Below are 15229 nucleotides of genomic sequence, written 5' to 3' on the forward strand. Positions count from 1 at the left end.
CAGCCGGGGCCGGGAAAAGTCAGCTGGTGCGGCTCAGGCAGAGCAGCGTGAGCGACGCGACCGCCATCGCGGCGGACACCAGCGGCGGCAAGAGCGCCGTGGTTCCGGCCAGGCCGCGGGAGATCGCCCCGGAGCGCCGCAGCATCGGCGAGCGGGGCCGGGTCAGCCACGAAACCCTGGCTTGTACGTGCGCGCCGAAACCGACGACACCGGGTGGGGCAGGGGCGGGTGCCATCGAGTGCAGGGCACCGGTGACGGCGGGAAGACCGCACGCGTTGACGGCCGCGGCATCCGCGGAAAGCTCGCACAGCACGGAAATCGCGGCCGGGGCGGCTCGGCACAACGGAACCCACGGCAGTGCGCGGGCCATCGAATGGGCGAGGGTGACCGCGAGATGGTGCCGTCCGCGCAGATGTGCTCGTTCATGGGCGAGCACGGCTTGGGCGACGTCGTCCTCGAGGCGGTCCACCGCGGTCGAGGCGACGACGATCCCGCGGCGGAACCGGCCGATGGAGAACGCGAGCGGCTGTTCGCTGGGCACCCACCAGACGTCGCCGGACACCCGGGCCACCGCGCGCAGGGTCCTCGCGCGGTCGCGGCGGTTCCGGCTGCCGCTGACCAGATCCGCGGTCAGCACGCTGCCGAGCCGGACGAGGAGCAGCAGCACGGTGAGGCCGGTGAGAAGGCGGGTCAGCAGGAGCCACGGGAACGCGGAGTGGCCGATCGCCCGCCAGCAGACGGTGGCGAGCCCGAGCGCTCCGTCCGGGACGGCCGGGTCGGGGCTCAGCAGGATGACGGCCGCCGAGAGGGCGGTCGCGATCATCGAGAGGGCGGCGACCAGCCACGCGCACAGCGACAGGGCGGGATGGACCCGCGGCGTGCTGCCGGGCCGCAGGTAGCGGGGCGCCCCGGCGGCGATGACGACAGAGGCGAGCAGGAAGGCGACGGCGAGCGTCACGAGCGCTCCGGCTTCCGGGGCTCGTCGAGGGCTTGGCGCAGGAACTGCGATTCCTCGGTGTTCATGTCGCGCGCGAAGCTCATCAGCACCCCGCGCGGATCGCCCAGCGAGTCGAGCAGATCGCGGAGCATCTGCGCGCCAGCCTCCTCCCGTGCGCGGGCAGGACGGTAGGACCACGCGCGCCCGTCGCGTTCCCGGACGACCCAGCCTTTGGTGTGCAGGTTGTCGAGCACGGTCATGACGGTGGTGTAGGCGAGATCGCGCTCGGCCCGCAGCGTCGAATGGACCGCACGGACGGTCTGGGGGACGTCCGAGTCCCACAGCGCCGCCATGATTCGGCTTTCCAAGTCACCTAGACCAGCCACCCCAGTGATGTACCACAGCCGGGTCGGGCGGGTGTGCGGCACCTCGGGCGAACGGGTTGTGGTGAGCTGCGCGGGTGCGCTGACTCGGCTGGCGGCGAGGGCGGCGAGGCGGGCGTGCGGCACCTCAGGCGAACGAGTTGAGGACGAGGTAGCCGTCGAGCCGGGAGATCTGGTCGGTGTCCGGGTCGGGCGGCAGCGGGTGGCCGAGGTTGTCGGCGCGGACTTCGCTGATCCATTGGTCGTGTTGGTATTCGTGGTTGATCAGGGCGGTCAGCAGTGTGGTGGCGACGATGGTGAGTTGCGCGGGTGCACTGACTTGTCCGGCGGCGATGGCGCCGAGGCGGGCGTGCACGCGGTCGGCGACGGTGTCGCGGAAGGCGGTGAGCCGTTCGATTGTGGGCAGGGCGCCGCGGAAGCGTTCCGGTTGGGCTGAGTCCATGAGGCCGTCCAGTTCGGGGTCGGGGCTGGGTTCGGCGGCGGTGAGGTTGCGGATCATGAAGTGCGCGACGTGGGCTTGGTGGCCGAGGTGCCAGCCGATGGCGCTGGAGTTCTCGTTCGGACGCCAGACGACCTCGTCCGCGGTCAGGTCTTTCCACAGGGCGTCGGTGTAGGCGCGGGCGCGGTCGTATTCGCGCAGCAGGGCGTTCACTTCGTGCATGGTTCCGCCTTCGGGTCGGGGGAGGAGCAGGCGATCGTGTTCGCGGCGCGGAGTCCGCTGGCGAGTGCGCCTTCGATGTGGCCTGCGTATTCGGTGCTGGTTTCGGTCGAGGCCCAGTGGAGCCGTCCGTCCAGTGCGGGGCGTTGGTAGAGCGGGTGTCCGAAGAGGCCGTAGTCGGTCCGGCGGTGCACCTGGGGCGGGGAGGTCCAGCGTTCGGTGCTCCAGTCTTGGATGTGCAGGGCTTCGGGTTCGGCGGCGTCCGGTCCGAAGAGTTCGGTTAGCTGTCGGGTGACTGCCTGCCGGAAGCCGGGGGTTGCAGCGGCGGCGAAGCCGAACAGCGCGGGGGTGGCGCCGTCCGGTCCGGACATGTCGTGCAGTTCTCGCAATGGTCCGGAGTGGCTGATGGCGGCGCCGGCGAGGCCTCGGTCCCGCCAGAACGGTCGTCGGTAGGTCGCGACGACTTTGGTGATGGCGCCCATCCACACTGGCGTTTGCGCCGCGACCCGGAGGAGTTCTTCGGGGAGTGCGCCGCCGAAATCCAGGTGAGCCGCGGCGAGCGCGGGTGGCACGGCGAGTACGACGTGCGCGGTTTCGTAGCTCTCGGCTGCGGTCTCGACTGACAGTCCCTGCGGTGTTTCGCGGATGGCGGTGACTGGAGTGGCCAGGCGCAGTACGCCGTCGGGCAAGGTGGCGGCCAGTCGTTCGGCGAGGGCTCCGGCTCCGGCGGCGAAGCGATACGCCGGTGCGTCGACGGGGTTGTTCGGCAGCCGGTACGCGCCGGTGTCGTCCTGGTACACGGCGCTGCCTGCGGTGTGCTGGGGGAAGATCTGCTGCCCGAGCCGGGTGACCAGGTCTCGCACGCGGGTTTCGCCGTCCCAGAACCAGGTGGCGCCGAGATCGAGAGCGGGATTTGCGGTGGTGAGCATCCGGCCGCCGACGCGGTTGCGGGCTTCCAGGCACACGGTGTCGTATCCGGCGGCGGTGAGGGCCGCGGCGGCGGTGAGTCCGGCCGCTCCGGCTCCGATGACCACGACGGAACGGTCGTCAGGACGCGGCATCGGGGTTGTCCTCTTCTCGCTCGCGCGGGTCGACGGTGAGCACCATTCGGAAGCGCGCGTGCCCGGATCGCTGGTTCTTCAGCGCTTCCGCGGCTTGGGCCAGCGGGACGGTCTGCACCCAGGGGCGGATGTTGGCGGCCTGGGCGAACCGCAGAGCCTGTTCGGTGTCGGCGGGGTTGCCGGTCACGTGTCCGGCGATGGTCCGGGCGTGCATCACGAGTTTGCCCAGCGGGACGGGCAGTGCGGTGCCGTCGAATCCGACGACCGTGAGCCGGCCGTGCGGGGCGAGTCCGTCGATCAGTCCGGCCAGCGGTGCGCTGCTGGACGCGGTGGAGAGGATCAGCTGGCAGCCGCCCATCTCCCGCAGCGCCTGTCCGGCGTCTTCCTCCGCGGCGTTGACGTAGTGGTGTGCGCCGAGTGCCGCGGCGTCTTGGCGTTTGTGCTCGCCGCGGCCGATGGCGACGGTTTCGAATCCCATGGCGGCGGCGAACTGCACGGCGAAATGTCCGAGACCGCCGATGCCGAGGATGGCGACCCGGTCGCCGGGGCGGGCTCCGCTGTCGCGCAGCGCGGTGAACGTGGTGACTCCGGCGCAGCCGAACGGGGCGGCTTCCGCCATGGAGATTCCGTCGGGAATGCGGATCAGGGCGCTCGCCGGAACGGTGAGGGTCGAGGACCATCCGCCGGGGTAGGACAGGCCGGGGATCCGGCGGTCGGGGCAGTGGACCGGGTCGCCCGACCGGCACGCCGTGCAGTGTCCGCAGCTGCCGCCGAACCAGCCGACGCCCGCGGCTTGGCCGACGTCCCAGCCGCGCACGCCTCGTCCGACCTCGGCGACCACCCCAGCCGCTTCATGGCCCGGAGTGATGGGAAAACCGTTCGCGGGAGACTTCGCGGCGACTGTGCCCGCGTCGGCACCGCAGATGCCGGACGCGACGACGTCGATGCGCACTTCGCCCTCGCCGGGGCGGCGTGCGGACACGGGCATTACGCGTACCGGACCGTCCGGTTCGGACACTTGCGCGGATTCGTGCGGGGGCAACATCAAATCGCCAGCGCTACCAGGAAGCGGGAGACCATGTTGTAAGCCGCGACCGTCGCGACTGCTTCGACGGTTTGCTGTTCTCCGAACAGGTCTTTGACTTCTTCGATGACTTCAGGGGCGACGTCGACCTGCGTGGTGGACTGGTCGGTGAGGCGGAGCAGGGCGCGTTCCTTCTCGCCGAATATCTCGCTGATCGCGGTGCGGCCCTGCAGCGCCTGGGCTTTTTCCTCGGTCCCGCCTGCTTGCAGGTACGCCGGATGATGCACATTCCATTCGAAATCCGCGCGGTTGAGGACGGCGACGCGGAGCATGACGAGTTCGCGGTATTCCAGCTCCAGAGCGAACTCCGCGCGAACCCGCCCCAGCAGTCCGTTCCAGCCGGTCGCGAGCGGGACGCTCCGCAGCAGCACCCGGTCGATGCCGATCAGCTCGCCGTTCGGCCGCCGATCCCGCATCGCGGAAAGCACTTCTTCCGGTGGTGCGGGGAATTCCGCGCCTTCGTGCCAGGGGGTGACGCGCACGCTGCTCACGACTTGCTCCTTGGATCGCTGCTCGTTCCGGGATAACGTCCCGATGCGAACGAGACTAGATATTCCGAGCGCGGTCCGGTAGCGGCCGCTGAGTCATGAAGCGATAACCAAAGCTAATGGCCGGGCGTCGCGAAGTTCGCGATCCCTTCGGCGAGTTCTTCCAGCGTCGCGCCCAGCGGGTTGTTGTGTGCCCAGACGGCTTCGTAGGCGATCTCGACCGGTCGGCCGTTGCGTACGAGCGGGCGGCAGTTGGCGTGTTCGCGGGTGATCTTGGAGCGGGGGAGGATGGCCGCGCCGACGCCCATGCTCGCCCAGTCCTCCAGCACGCGGTAGCTCGCGGCTTCGCCGGGGTAGGCGCGGATGGGGAGGTCGGCGGCGGTGAAGAGGTCGGTGGTGAAGGTGGTCAGCCCGCAGCTGTCGGGCACCAGGATGTAGTCGGCGTCCGCGGCTGCCCGCAGTTCGACCGGGCCGTCGGCCTCGGCGGGGACCGGGTCGATGACCACGACGGGTTCGCGGGCGATGACGCGCCGGTGGCACCCGGGCATGACCTGCACCGCGGGCACCAGGAGCAGGTCGAGTTCACCGGCCGCCAGTGCCTCGCGGAGCACGGCGAGATCGGCCTCCCGCAGCACCAGCGCGCTCGGCTGGGCCAGCGCGCGGGCCGCGTCGAACGCGCGGGCGACCAGGTCGGCTCCGATCAGCGGCGAGACCCCGACGCGGATGGTGCCCGCCGGGGGCGCGGCCAGCCGGCGGGCCTCGGTGGCGACCGCGTCGAGGGTGTCCAGGGCGTGGTCGATCATCGGCAGCAGACGAGCGCCGTGCGCGGTCGGCTTGACGCCGCGCGGCGAGCGGTCGAACAGCCGGACCCCGAGTTCCTCCTCCAGCCGGGCGACGCCGTTGGACAGCGCGGGCTGGGTCACGCCGTAGGCGCGGGCGGCCGCGCTGAACGACCTGGTCTGGGACACCGCCTGGGCGTACCGCAGGGTCTCGATGTTCATGGTGCTCTCTCCTGGCTATAACCAGTGAATATAACCGCATTCGTGCGCAGCGGCTACCGGACGGCGCCGGCCGCCTCTAAGGTAGGCACCCGGGCCCGACCGGGATCACTGGGGGAGAGCACAGCGCAATTCGGCGGTTTTCGCCGCTGGCGGAAATCCGTTCGCGCACCGTCCCTGCTCGTTTCCGGCGGGCGCCTGCCTGAATTGCCTGTCGAGAGGAAGCGCGTGTCCGCCGCACCGGAAACATCAGTGGCGTCCTGGCAGGCCGAGCCCCGCACGCGCGCGGTGCAACGGCGTACCGTCTGGCTGCTGGCCGCGGCGCAGATCGTCGGCGGGGTGGGCGTCGGGGTGTCGGCGTCGCTCGGCCCGCTGCTGGCGGAATCCGTTGCGCAGAGCGAAACCTACGCCGGACTGGCCCGGACCGCCACGACCGCGGGCGCTGCCCTGGCCGGAGTGCCGCTGGCCTTTCTCGCGCACCGGCGGGGGCGACGGGCAGCGCTGAGCACCGGATGGCTCTTGGCGGGGTTCGGCGGACTGGTGCTCGTGGCGGCGGCGGTGCTGATGTCGGTGCCGTTGCTCGTCGCGGGAATGCTGCTGTTCGGGATCGGCAGCGCGACCAACCAGCAGAGCCGTTACGCGGCAGCGGATCTGGCAGTGCCGCACCGCCGGGCGAGGGCGTTGTCGATCGTGGTGTGGTCGACGACGATCGGGTCGGTGCTGGGCCCGAATCTCGCCGATCCCGGCGCCGGGATCGCAGCCGCGTTGCATCTTCCCCGGCTGACCGGAGCGTTTCTGCTTGCGACGGCCTGTCTGCTCGTCGGTGCCGTGCTGCTGTGGCTGTGGCTGCGTCCGGACCCGCTTCTGCTTGCGCGGCAACGACAAGCCGACGACGCGGGCCAGCAGACGGACGCGGATTCGCCGCGGGAATCGTTCGCGAGCACGCTGAAATCGGTCCGGCGTCACCTGCGCCGCAGCCCGCGCGCCGCGTTCGCGTTCCTGACGATCGTCGTGGGCAACACCGTCATGGGCGCGGTCATGACGATGACGCCGGTCAGCATGAGCCGGGACGGGGCGGCGCTCACGATCGTCGGCATCACCATCAGCGGCCACCTGCTGGGGATGTACGCGTTCTCGCCGCTGGTCGGCTGGCTCACCGACAAGGCCGGAACCCTGCCGGTCGCGCTTGCCGGGCAGGCGGTTTTCATCCTGTCCGCACTGGCGTCGATCCTCGGCCACGGCGCGATCCCCTTGACGATGGCGAGCCTGTTCCTGCTCGGCCTCGGCTGGTCCTTCGCCCTCGTCGCCGGTTCCGCGATGCTCAACGAGGCGACGCCCGCGGACCTGCGGCCCCTCGTGCAAGGCACCGCCGACACCTCGATGAACGTCGTCGCCGCGCTCGGCGCCGGGCTGGCGGGACCGCTGATGGCCGTGATCGGGTTCGGCGGACTGAACGCGTTCGCCGCGGCGCTCACGTTGCCGGTGATTGTGTTCAGTTTCTTTCTCGTTCGGAAGAAGCAGTGACGACCACGGTCTGCTGACGCGAATCGCCCGCCAACTGTCTGGCGGGCGATTCGGCTGATCACGGAGGTTCCGGCGGGGCGTGTTCTGGATTGGGCGGCCCCGCCGTCCCGTTGTTGAGCCGACGGCGCAGCACCACGACCCACCACAGGAACCCGACCCCGAGCACGACTGCCGCGGTGACCGCGTTCTGCTGGTTCTCCGCGGGCACGGTCAGTGCGGCGACGACGGCGGCGCACCAGAGGCCGAAGGCTCCGGTCACGGAGATTCCGCCGTGGCCTGTTCTGGATTGGGCGGCCCCGCCGTCCCGTTGTTCAGCCGACGACGCAGCACCGCGACCCACCACAGGAACCCGACCCCCAGCACGACCGCGGCAGTGACCGCGTTCTGCCGGTTCTCCGCAGGCACCGTCAGGGCGGCGACCACGGCGGCGCACCAGAGCAGGCCGAGCACGACGACGGGGTTCAGCCAGCGGCCGAGGTCGAAGACGCCGGGTCGGGCGGCGGGGATGCGGCCTCGGCGGGCGGCGATGGCGGTCGCGGTCAGGGTCAGGCCGTAGACCAGGTAGTAGGTCAGGCCGACCATGGCGTAGATCTGGCCGACGATGCCGCCGTTGAGCAGGTTGAGCCCGATCGCGACCGCGGCGACGAAGACGATCGCCCGGACCGGGGCGCGGCTCCGGCTGCCGACCTTCTGCAGGCCCCGGGACGCGGGCAGCATGTTGTCGCGGGACAGCGCGAAGGTCATCCGGGTCGCGACCGCCATGTTGGCGATCAGGCAGGCGAAGATCGAGGCGAAGGCGACCACGATCATCATCGCCCGGGCGAACGGCCCGAGATGCACGGCGAGCAAGCGCAGCACCGGGTTTTCCGCGCTGGCGAAGAAAGTCGCGGGGTCGGCGGGCAGAGCCATGCCCAGGAGCGCGAAGATCAGGAAACCGATGACGCCGGACACGAGCACGGCCCGGAACATCGCGCGCGGGGCGGCGCGGCGCGGGTCGAGTGTTTCCTCCGCGAGGTCGGCGGCTCCTTCCCAGCCGAGGAGCACGTAGACCGGGAGCAGGGCCGCCAGCGAGATGCCGGTGAGGGTCGCCGCGCCTCCGCTCAGCGGGTGGGTGTCGGTCAGGATCCGGGGGCCTTCGGTGTGCCCGAAGAACACGAGCAGCCCGGCGACCAGCACGATGCCGAGGACGACGGTGCCGATCAGTTCGATGGACGCGCCGATGTTGTTGATCCGCGTAGCGACCTTGACCCCGATGATGTTCAGCCCGGCGACCACGACGGTGCAGCCGATGGACAGCGCTTGCACCTGGCGCGGTGTCGGGTCCGTCCAGATCTCCGGCGCGAACACGGTGCCGACCGCGGCGGCCGTCCCGGCGGTGCCGGCGAGGAACGAGACCAGCGCGATCCAGCCGGTGAACCAGCCGAAGTTCGGCCCGACCAGCCGGCTCGACCATTGGTAGGCGTAGCCGGTGATGGGGATCCGCCCGGCCAGGTGCGCGTACACCGCGACCAGGGTGAGGACCAGCAGCAGCACCGGCAGCCACAGGAAGACCGCCGAACCGCCGAGGTACTGGTACGGGTCGGTGAACAGGGTGATGATGCCGGTGTTGATCGACACCATCGAGAACGCGAGCGCGAACGCGGTGAACGAGCTCATGGTCCGGCGCAGCTGCGGCCGGTAGCCGAGCGTGGCGAGATCGTCGTCGTCGGAAACCCGTGCGGCGCGGGCCCGGGTGGCGCCCGGGTGCTCCGGCGCGTTCACCGGACGCCGGTCCCGTAGTCGCGTTCGACGTCGCCCAGCACGTCGTCCAGGACGTCGAGAGCGTGCGAAAGCTGGTCCCGGCTGATGTCGAGCGGCGGCTTGATCTTGATCAGGCTGCCCAGGTTCGCGTAGCGGCTTTCCCCGAAGATCACTCCCTTGCGTTGCGCCCGAAGGAAAACCTCGTGCGCTTCGGCGGGCGCCGGTTCCTTCGTCGCCCGGTCGCGGACCAAATCGATCGACACCATCAGGCCGGGGGAGCGGACGTCGCCGATCAGCGGGTGGCGTGTCTGCATCTCCCGCAGCCGCTCGGTCGCATAGGCACCGTGCTCGGCCGCGCGGGCGGGCAGGTCGTCCTCGATGATCGCTTTGACCGTCGCGAGCCCGGCGGCGATCGAAACGGGGAACTGGCCGAAGGTGAGCTGGTCGTCGCCGGCGAGGAACTTCGCGTGCTCGTGCTTGGCGAGGACCCCGGCGAGCGGGAAGCCGCCGCCGACGCCCTTGCCGAACACGAGGATGTCGGGGTCGAGGCCGTAATGCTCGCTCGCCCACATCCGCCCGGTCCGGCCGAATCCGGTCTGCACCTCGTCGATGATCAGCAGCATCCCGAATTCGTCGCAGAGCTCGCGGATGCCCCGGTGCCAGCTCGCGGAGAACTCGTTGTGCCCGCCGTTGCCCTGGATCGGTTCGTAGATCAGGGCGGCGACCGACCCTTCGGCGCCCTTCTCCAGGATGTCGCGGACGATCGCGAGCGTCAGTTCGGTGTCCTCTTCGGCGGTCCGGCCGAGCCGGGGGCGGAACAGGTCCGGCCGGGGCAGCCGCAGGAACCGGGGCTGCAGCCGGGCGAACGCGTTGCCCGGATGCGGCCAGCTGGCGGCCATGGTGGCGATCGACCGTCCGTGGTACCCGTCGTGCAGCACCGCGACGTGCTCGGCGTCCGGGCGGTTGCGCAGGGCGAGTTTCAGCGCCATCTCCACCGCCATCGACCCGTGCAGGGTGAACCCGACCCGGTTGAGGTCGCCGGGGGCGATCGACACCATCAGCGCGGCCAGCTCGAGCAGTGCCGGCGTGTGGAAAGTGGGGCGGGCGTGGGTGAGCTCGCGAGTCTGCGCGATCGCGGCCTCGACGACGCGCTCGTCGCCGGCGCCGAGGTTGTTCGACCAGGCCTGCGCGGTGCAGTCGAGGTACTCGTTGCCGCGGTCGTCCCACACCAGCGAGCCCTGGGCGCGGACCAGGGTCAGCTTCTCCGGGTCGCCGCCGGCCGGCTCGTGCAGGAGGGCCTCCCGCCCGAGGAGGTGCAGGTCGGGCGTGTCCGTCAGCGTGCTCGTCACGGTTTCTCCTTGGCAGCGCGGTGGATGTCCACCCGAGCGTAAGAACGCGAGGCGGTCCGGCGGAAAGACGGAATTGAGTAGACTTCATAGATGCTCTCTATGAATGTGGAGTTGCGGCATCTGCGCGCGTTCGTCGCCGTGGCCGAGGCGGCGAACTTCACGAGGGCGGCCGAGGCGCTGCTGATCTCCCAGCCGTCGCTGAGCTACGCGATCCGCCAGCTCGAAGGGCAGCTGGGCTTCCGCCTGTTCGCGCGCACGACCCGCGCGACCGCCCTCACCTCGGCGGGGGAGACGTTCCTGGCCGAGGCGCGGGCGGTGCTGGCCCGGTTCGACCAGGCGGCCGTCCTGGCGCGCCGGATGGCGGTCGGCGAGGTCGGCACGCTGCGCGTCGGGTACCTCATCGGCGCGGTCGTCGACCTGGTCCCGGCGATCATGCGGGCGTTCGCGGGCCGGTATCCGGACTTGGACGTCGAACTGGTGGAGTACGACTTCTCCGCGCCCCGGTGCGGGCTCGACACCGGCGAAACCGACGTCGCGATCGTCCGGCCGCCGCTGGATTTGCCCGACCTGCGCGAGCGAATCCTGCGTCGCGAAAAATGCGTCGCGTGCGTCCCGGAAGGACACCCGATCGCCGGACAGCCGGAGGTCGGCGTGGCCCGCCTGCTGAGCGAGCCGATCGTCGCCGCTCCCGGCGACGGGCAGTGGCGGGATTCCTGGATCCTGACCGGCCTGCGCGGCGAATCCCCTGTGGTGGCCTGCGAAGCCGCCACGTTCGAAGCGGAGCTCCAGGCCGTCGCGTTGGGGCGGGGCTTGTCGATCGTGCCCGCTTCGGCGAGCCAGTTCTACGCGCGTCCGGGAGTGCGGTTCGTGCCGATCTCGGATCTTCCGGACTGCACGGTCGCGGTCGCCTGTTCCGCGGACGCGCCGCAAGCCGCGAAGAACTTCGCGGAGGCCGCGGCGGAGACTGCGCGCGAGTTGTCCGATCGGCCGCGGTGAGCCGTCGTCAGCGGCGCGGCGGCGGACCGGTGGTGCCGCGGACGACCAGTTTCGGGTCGAGGACTGTCTCGGCTGGCGCGACGGTTTCGTCCTCGAGCCGGGCGACCGCCTGACGGACGGCCTGTTCGGCGATCCGGTTCGCATCCTGGCGGACGGTGGTGAGGTCGAAGTGCGACAGGTGCGACAGATGGCTGTCGTCGTAGCCGACCACGGACAGGTCTTTGGGCACGTCGAGTCCGGCGCGGGCGAAGGCGTGCAGCAGGCCCGCGGCGCAGCGGTCGTTGCCGGCCAGGATCGCGGTAGGCAGGCGGTCTTCGTCCAGCAGCTGCCGGGCGGCGGCCATTCCGGCGTCTTCGGTGTACTCGCCGGGCAGGACGCGGGCGGGCAGTTTGTGCTTGCGCATCGCGCCGCGGTAGGCGCGGCGGCGGTCCGAGGCTCCCGGGCCCTTGCCGCCGTCGACGTGGACGATTTCGCGGTGGCCCAGTTCGGCCAGGTAGTCGATGGCTTGGCGGACCCCGACCGTGTCGGCGGTGTGGACGCTGTCCAGGTGTGCGCCGGGGACGCGCCGGCTGACTGACACCGCGACCGTGCGCCGGCCGAGTTCGGCGAGGTAGGCCTGCGGGGACGTGGGGCCGAGCAGGATCACCGCCTCGCAGCGGTGGCTCAGCAGGGCTTCCACCGCCTTGGCTTCGTCCCGTCCGGGGGCGCTGGCGGAGAGCAGCACGTCATAGCCCAGGCGTTCGGCCTCCGGGTAGATGCCCTCGACCAGGTCCGCGTCGAACGGCTGGTGCACGGTGAGCACGACGCCCAGCGTGCGGCTGCGGCCCCGGGCGAGCAGCCGCGCCGCGTTGTCCGGGTGGTAGCCGAGTTCGTCGGCGGCGCGCAGCACCCGCTGCCGGGTGGCCTCGCTGGCTCCGGGCTGGTCGCGGAAGACGAGCGAGACGAGCGCGCGGGAGACGCCGGCCTTGGCGGCGACGTCGACCATCGTCGGGCGCCGCGGCTTGCCCGCGGGTTCCGCGCCGTCCGCGGGGCCGGGCGGCACTCGGTCGGGCACGTGCGCTCCTCTCGTCGGCGTTCCCGGCGATTCTTCCAGGCTTTCCCGCCCGCCCTTGACACCCGGGTGTGACAGCCAGCATAGTTCTTCGCACTAGAGCGCGCTAGTAGAGCGCGCTAGACAGATTCCCTCCGACGTCCGGGAGGACCGCAAGTGACGACGATGTCCCGCATCACCGCCGGGAACCTGTGCCTCGGGTCGGCGCCCGACTCGTGGGGCGTGTGGTTCCCCGAAGACGAGCAGCAGGTGCCTTGGACCCGCTTCCTCGACGAGCTCGCGAGCGCCGGGTACCGGTGGTTCGAACTCGGCCCGTACGGCTACCTGCCCACCGACCCGCGGCAACTGGCCGACGAGGCCGCCGCCCGGGGCCTGCAGGTCTCCGGCGGCACCACGTTCGGCGCGTTGCACCGCCCGGAAAAGTGGGCCGAGACGGTCGCTACGGCCCGCCGGGTCGCGGAGCTGACCGCCGCCGCGGGCGCGCACCATCTCGTGTTCATCCCGCCGATGTACCGCGACGAGAAGACCGGCGCGTACACCGAAGAACCGCGGCTCACCGCGGAGCAGTGGAACTCGCTCGGCGGGCGCGCGAACGAACTCGGCCGCATCCTGCTGGACGAGTACGGCGTGCGGCTGGTCCTGCATCCGCACGCGGACAGCCACATCCAGACCCAGCCGGAGATCGAGCGGTTCCTGAACGAGACCGATTCCCGGTACGCCAACCTGTGCCTGGACACCGGGCACGTCGCCTACGGCGGCGGCGACAACCTCGACCTGATCCGCCGGTTCGCCGAACGCATCGGCTACGTGCACATCAAGCAGATGGACGCGGACGTGCTCGCGCAGGTGGCCGCCGAAGGGCTGTCGTTCGGCGAAGCGGTCAAACGAGGCGTGTGCGTCGAGCCGCCCGCGGGCGTGCCGGACCCGGCGTCCGTCGTCGAGGCACTGTCCGCTTTGGACGCGGAGCTGTTCGTGATCGTGGAACAGGATCTCTACCCGTGCGCGGCCGAGGTCCCGCTGCCGATCGCGGTGCGCACCCGCGAATATCTCGCCGCGCAGGGACTGGCCGGCACCGCCCGGCCGCGCCTGGGCTGAACACGATCCGGGGAACCACGGGGAAACTCACGCGCCAGTGGGGTCTGGCGCACCGAACCGGGAGCAACCGCATGAGTCACGTCCGGGCAACGACGCCACCGGCCGTACCGCTTGAGGAGAAGGGCCCGCATTCCCGCCGGCTGCGGCTGGTCACCGTCATCGCGACGTTCGGCGGCCTGCTGTTCGGCTACGACACCGGGGTCATCAACGGCGCGCTGCCGTACATGAAGGCCGACCTCGGCCTGTCCCCGTTCACCGAAGGGCTGGTCACGAGTTCGCTGCTGCTGGGAGCCGCGCTCGGCGCGATCCTCGGCGGGCGGCTGGCCGACCGGCGGGGACGGCGGCGCACGATCCTGGTGCTGGCCGCGATCTTCCTGATCGGCACGCTGGGCTGCACGCTCGCCCCGGTCACCGCCGTGATGGTGCTCAGCCGGTTCGTGCTGGGCCTGGCCGTCGGCGGCGCGTCGGTGACCGTGCCGACCTATCTCGCCGAAGTGTCGCCTGCGGAACGGCGAGGCAGGCTCGTCACCCAGAACGAGCTGATGATCGTGTCCGGCCAGCTGCTCGCGTTCACCTTCAACGCGTTCATCGGCAACGCGTTCGGCGAGAGCAACGGCGTGTGGCGCTGGATGCTGGTGATCGCGACCCTGCCCGCGGTGGTGCTGTGGTTCGGCATGCTGGTGATGCCGGAAAGCCCGCGCTGGCTGGTGTCGAAGGACCGGTTCGCCGACGCGCTGGCGGTGCTGAAGCAGGTGCGCTCGGAGCAGCGCGCGACGGCCGAACTCGACGAGGTGCGCCGGCTCGCGCTGGAGGACAAGAAGTCCCAGACCGGCGGGCTGCGCGACCTCGCCACGCCGTGGATCCGGCGGCTGGTGCTCGTCGGCATCGGGATCGGGGTCGTGCAGCAGGTGACCGGGGTCAACTCGATCATGTACTACGGCACGCAGATCCTCACCGACGCCGGGTTCTCCGCGAACAGCGCGCTGACCGCGAACATCGCCAACGGGGTGATCTCGGTGCTGGCGACCTTCGCCGGGATCTACCTGCTGGGCAAGGTGAACCGCCGTCCGATGCTGATCGCCGGGCAGATCGGCACGACGTCGGCGCTGCTGCTGATCGGGCTGTTCTCCCTGCTGCTGCCCGCCGGGCAGGGCCGGGCGTTCGTGGTGCTCGCGCTGACCATCACGTTCCTGGCGTTCCAGCAGGGCGCGATCTCGCCGGTCACCTGGCTGATGCTGTCGGAGATCTTCCCGCTGAAGCTGCGCGGGCTCGGCATGGGGATCGCGAGCCTGGTGCTGTGGCTGACGAACTTCGCGATCGGCCTGACGTTCCCGATCCTGGTCGACGCGCTGCACATCTCCATGACGTTCTTCCTGTTCGTGCTGCTCGGGCTGGCCGCGATCGCCTTCGTGGCGAAGGTCGTCCCGGAGACCCGCGGCCGCTCGCTGGAAGCACTGGAAACCGAGCTGCACCAACGGTTCGGCGCGCCCGCGCTGGCCGCGAAGGAGGGCTGAACGATGGCGGTGCTCGCCGCGGTCACTGACTCGCGGGAAGGGGATCTCGCGCTCGCTCGCGGGATCGAGGAAGCCGAGCTGCGCGGGACGAAGCTGCTGGTGGCGAACCTGCGGCTGACCCCGCTGGACGCGCCGGCCGCGGCGGAGGTGCTGGACCGCCGCCCCGGCGTGGACGTCGCCGAGCACGTGCTCGACCTGCTGGCCGAGCGGGCCGGCGAGGTCGACCTGCTGGTGATCGGGATGAAACGGCGTTCGCCGGTGGGGAAGCTCGTGCTCGGCAGCGTCGCGCAGCGGCTGCTGCTCGGCGCGGAGGTGCCTGTCCTGGCTGTGAAGACAGCCGAATACTGAAGA

Annotated in this window: 16 protein-coding genes; 5 read left to right on the forward strand and 11 right to left on the reverse strand. The window is 70.7% G+C overall.

All coding sequences use genetic code 11. The features are described 5' to 3' along the window. Positions 1-19: 19 nt before the first annotated feature. From EIZ44_RS25415 to EIZ44_RS25445, 7 genes are all read right to left on the reverse strand, one after another. Positions 20-958 carry a M56 family metallopeptidase gene (locus EIZ44_RS25415; protein WP_134731571.1) on the reverse strand — a complete coding sequence of 313 codons (939 nt, stop codon included), beginning with the start codon at positions 956-958 and terminating at the stop codon, positions 20-22. Beyond that, positions 955-1446 carry a BlaI/MecI/CopY family transcriptional regulator gene (locus EIZ44_RS25420; RefSeq protein WP_439098620.1) on the reverse strand — a complete coding sequence of 164 codons (492 nt, stop codon included), beginning with the start codon at positions 1444-1446 and terminating at the stop codon, positions 955-957. Before EIZ44_RS25420 ends, EIZ44_RS25415 begins: the two co-directional genes overlap by 4 nt. A gap of 1 nt (position 1447) precedes the next feature. Next, entirely contained in the window at positions 1448-1981 is a 534-nt protein-coding gene (locus EIZ44_RS25425) for a DinB family protein (RefSeq protein ID WP_134731573.1), read from the reverse strand. Further along, positions 1969-3039 carry a flavin monoamine oxidase family protein gene (locus tag EIZ44_RS25430; protein WP_134731575.1) on the reverse strand — a complete coding sequence of 357 codons (1071 nt, stop codon included), beginning with the start codon at positions 3037-3039 and terminating at the stop codon, positions 1969-1971. The genes EIZ44_RS25425 and EIZ44_RS25430 overlap by 13 nt, the downstream gene beginning before the upstream one ends. After that, entirely contained in the window at positions 3026-4027 is a 1002-nt protein-coding gene (locus tag EIZ44_RS25435) for an alcohol dehydrogenase catalytic domain-containing protein (RefSeq protein ID WP_205673294.1), read from the reverse strand. The genes EIZ44_RS25430 and EIZ44_RS25435 overlap by 14 nt, the downstream gene beginning before the upstream one ends. A 56-nt stretch (positions 4028-4083) precedes the next feature. After that, positions 4084-4614, reverse strand: a complete 531-nt coding sequence (locus tag EIZ44_RS25440; RefSeq protein ID WP_134731577.1) for a carboxymuconolactone decarboxylase family protein — start codon at positions 4612-4614, stop codon at positions 4084-4086. 113 nt (positions 4615-4727) lie between these two features. Then, positions 4728-5612: a LysR family transcriptional regulator gene (locus tag EIZ44_RS25445; RefSeq protein WP_134731578.1), complete on the reverse strand. Its 885-nt coding sequence runs from the start codon at positions 5610-5612 to the stop codon at positions 4728-4730. A gap of 225 nt (positions 5613-5837) precedes the next feature. On the opposite strand from EIZ44_RS25445, the gene EIZ44_RS25450 reads away from it, so the two are divergent. After that, positions 5838-7133 (forward strand): MFS transporter, encoded by a 1296-nt coding sequence (locus tag EIZ44_RS25450; RefSeq protein ID WP_205673295.1) that lies wholly within the window; start codon positions 5838-5840, stop codon positions 7131-7133. 58 nt (positions 7134-7191) lie between these two features. On the opposite strand, the gene EIZ44_RS25455 is transcribed toward EIZ44_RS25450, so the two are convergent. The 3 genes from EIZ44_RS25455 to EIZ44_RS25465 are packed head-to-tail and all read right to left on the reverse strand — an operon-like array spanning position 7192 to position 10222. Further along, positions 7192-7392, reverse strand: a complete 201-nt coding sequence (locus EIZ44_RS25455) for a hypothetical protein (protein ID WP_134731580.1) — start codon at positions 7390-7392, stop codon at positions 7192-7194. Further along, complete coding sequence (locus tag EIZ44_RS25460) at positions 7389-8894, reverse strand: APC family permease (RefSeq protein ID WP_205673296.1); 1506 nt, start codon at positions 8892-8894, stop codon at positions 7389-7391. The genes EIZ44_RS25455 and EIZ44_RS25460 overlap by 4 nt, the downstream gene beginning before the upstream one ends. After that, entirely contained in the window at positions 8891-10222 is a 1332-nt protein-coding gene (locus EIZ44_RS25465; RefSeq protein ID WP_205673297.1) for an aspartate aminotransferase family protein, read from the reverse strand. The genes EIZ44_RS25460 and EIZ44_RS25465 overlap by 4 nt, the downstream gene beginning before the upstream one ends. 90 nt (positions 10223-10312) lie before the next feature. On the opposite strand from EIZ44_RS25465, the gene EIZ44_RS25470 reads away from it, so the two are divergent. After that, a complete protein-coding gene (locus tag EIZ44_RS25470; RefSeq protein ID WP_134731582.1) occupies positions 10313-11218 on the forward strand; it encodes a LysR family transcriptional regulator in 906 nt (301 codons plus the stop codon). A gap of 7 nt (positions 11219-11225) precedes the next feature. Here the strand turns inward: EIZ44_RS25470 and EIZ44_RS25475 are convergent, their stop codons facing one another. Further along, entirely contained in the window at positions 11226-12272 is a 1047-nt protein-coding gene (locus tag EIZ44_RS25475; RefSeq protein WP_338081088.1) for a LacI family DNA-binding transcriptional regulator, read from the reverse strand. Between the two features lie 162 nt (positions 12273-12434). Here EIZ44_RS25475 and EIZ44_RS25480 point away from each other — a divergent pair, with 162 nt between their 5' ends. The 3 genes from EIZ44_RS25480 to EIZ44_RS25490 all read left to right on the forward strand — a co-directional run bounded on the left by EIZ44_RS25480 (position 12435) and on the right by EIZ44_RS25490 (position 15226). Continuing rightward, entirely contained in the window at positions 12435-13364 is a 930-nt protein-coding gene (locus tag EIZ44_RS25480) for a TIM barrel protein (protein ID WP_134731703.1), read from the forward strand. Positions 13365-13435: 71 nt separating this feature from the next. Next, complete coding sequence (locus EIZ44_RS25485) at positions 13436-14878, forward strand: sugar porter family MFS transporter (protein WP_134731584.1); 1443 nt, start codon at positions 13436-13438, stop codon at positions 14876-14878. Positions 14879-14881: 3 nt separating this feature from the next. Next, positions 14882-15226: a universal stress protein gene (locus EIZ44_RS25490; protein ID WP_134731586.1), complete on the forward strand. Its 345-nt coding sequence runs from the start codon at positions 14882-14884 to the stop codon at positions 15224-15226. Positions 15227-15229 lie beyond the last annotated feature (3 nt).

Source organism: Amycolatopsis nivea (assembly GCF_004522235.1).
GTDB lineage: Bacteria > Actinomycetota > Actinomycetes > Mycobacteriales > Pseudonocardiaceae > Amycolatopsis > Amycolatopsis nivea.

Bases quoted from the DNA above. Each gene is read 5' to 3' on its own strand.
- EIZ44_RS25425 (WP_134731573.1), bottom strand. From the start codon at position 1,981: ATGCACGAAGTGAACGCCCTGCTGCGCGAATACGACCGCGCCCGCGCC.
- EIZ44_RS25430 (WP_134731575.1), bottom strand. From the start codon at position 3,039: ATGCCGCGTCCTGACGACCGTTCCGTCGTGGTCATCGGAGCCGGAGCG.
- EIZ44_RS25435 (WP_205673294.1), bottom strand. From the start codon at position 4,027: ATGCCCGTGTCCGCACGCCGCCCCGGCGAGGGCGAAGTGCGCATCGAC.
- EIZ44_RS25445 (WP_134731578.1), bottom strand. From the start codon at position 5,612: ATGAACATCGAGACCCTGCGGTACGCCCAGGCGGTGTCCCAGACCAGG.
- EIZ44_RS25470 (WP_134731582.1), top strand. From the start codon at position 10,313: ATGCTCTCTATGAATGTGGAGTTGCGGCATCTGCGCGCGTTCGTCGCC.
- EIZ44_RS25480 (WP_134731703.1), top strand. From the start codon at position 12,435: ATGTCCCGCATCACCGCCGGGAACCTGTGCCTCGGGTCGGCGCCCGAC.
- EIZ44_RS25485 (WP_134731584.1), top strand. From the start codon at position 13,436: ATGAGTCACGTCCGGGCAACGACGCCACCGGCCGTACCGCTTGAGGAG.
- EIZ44_RS25490 (WP_134731586.1), top strand. From the start codon at position 14,882: ATGGCGGTGCTCGCCGCGGTCACTGACTCGCGGGAAGGGGATCTCGCG.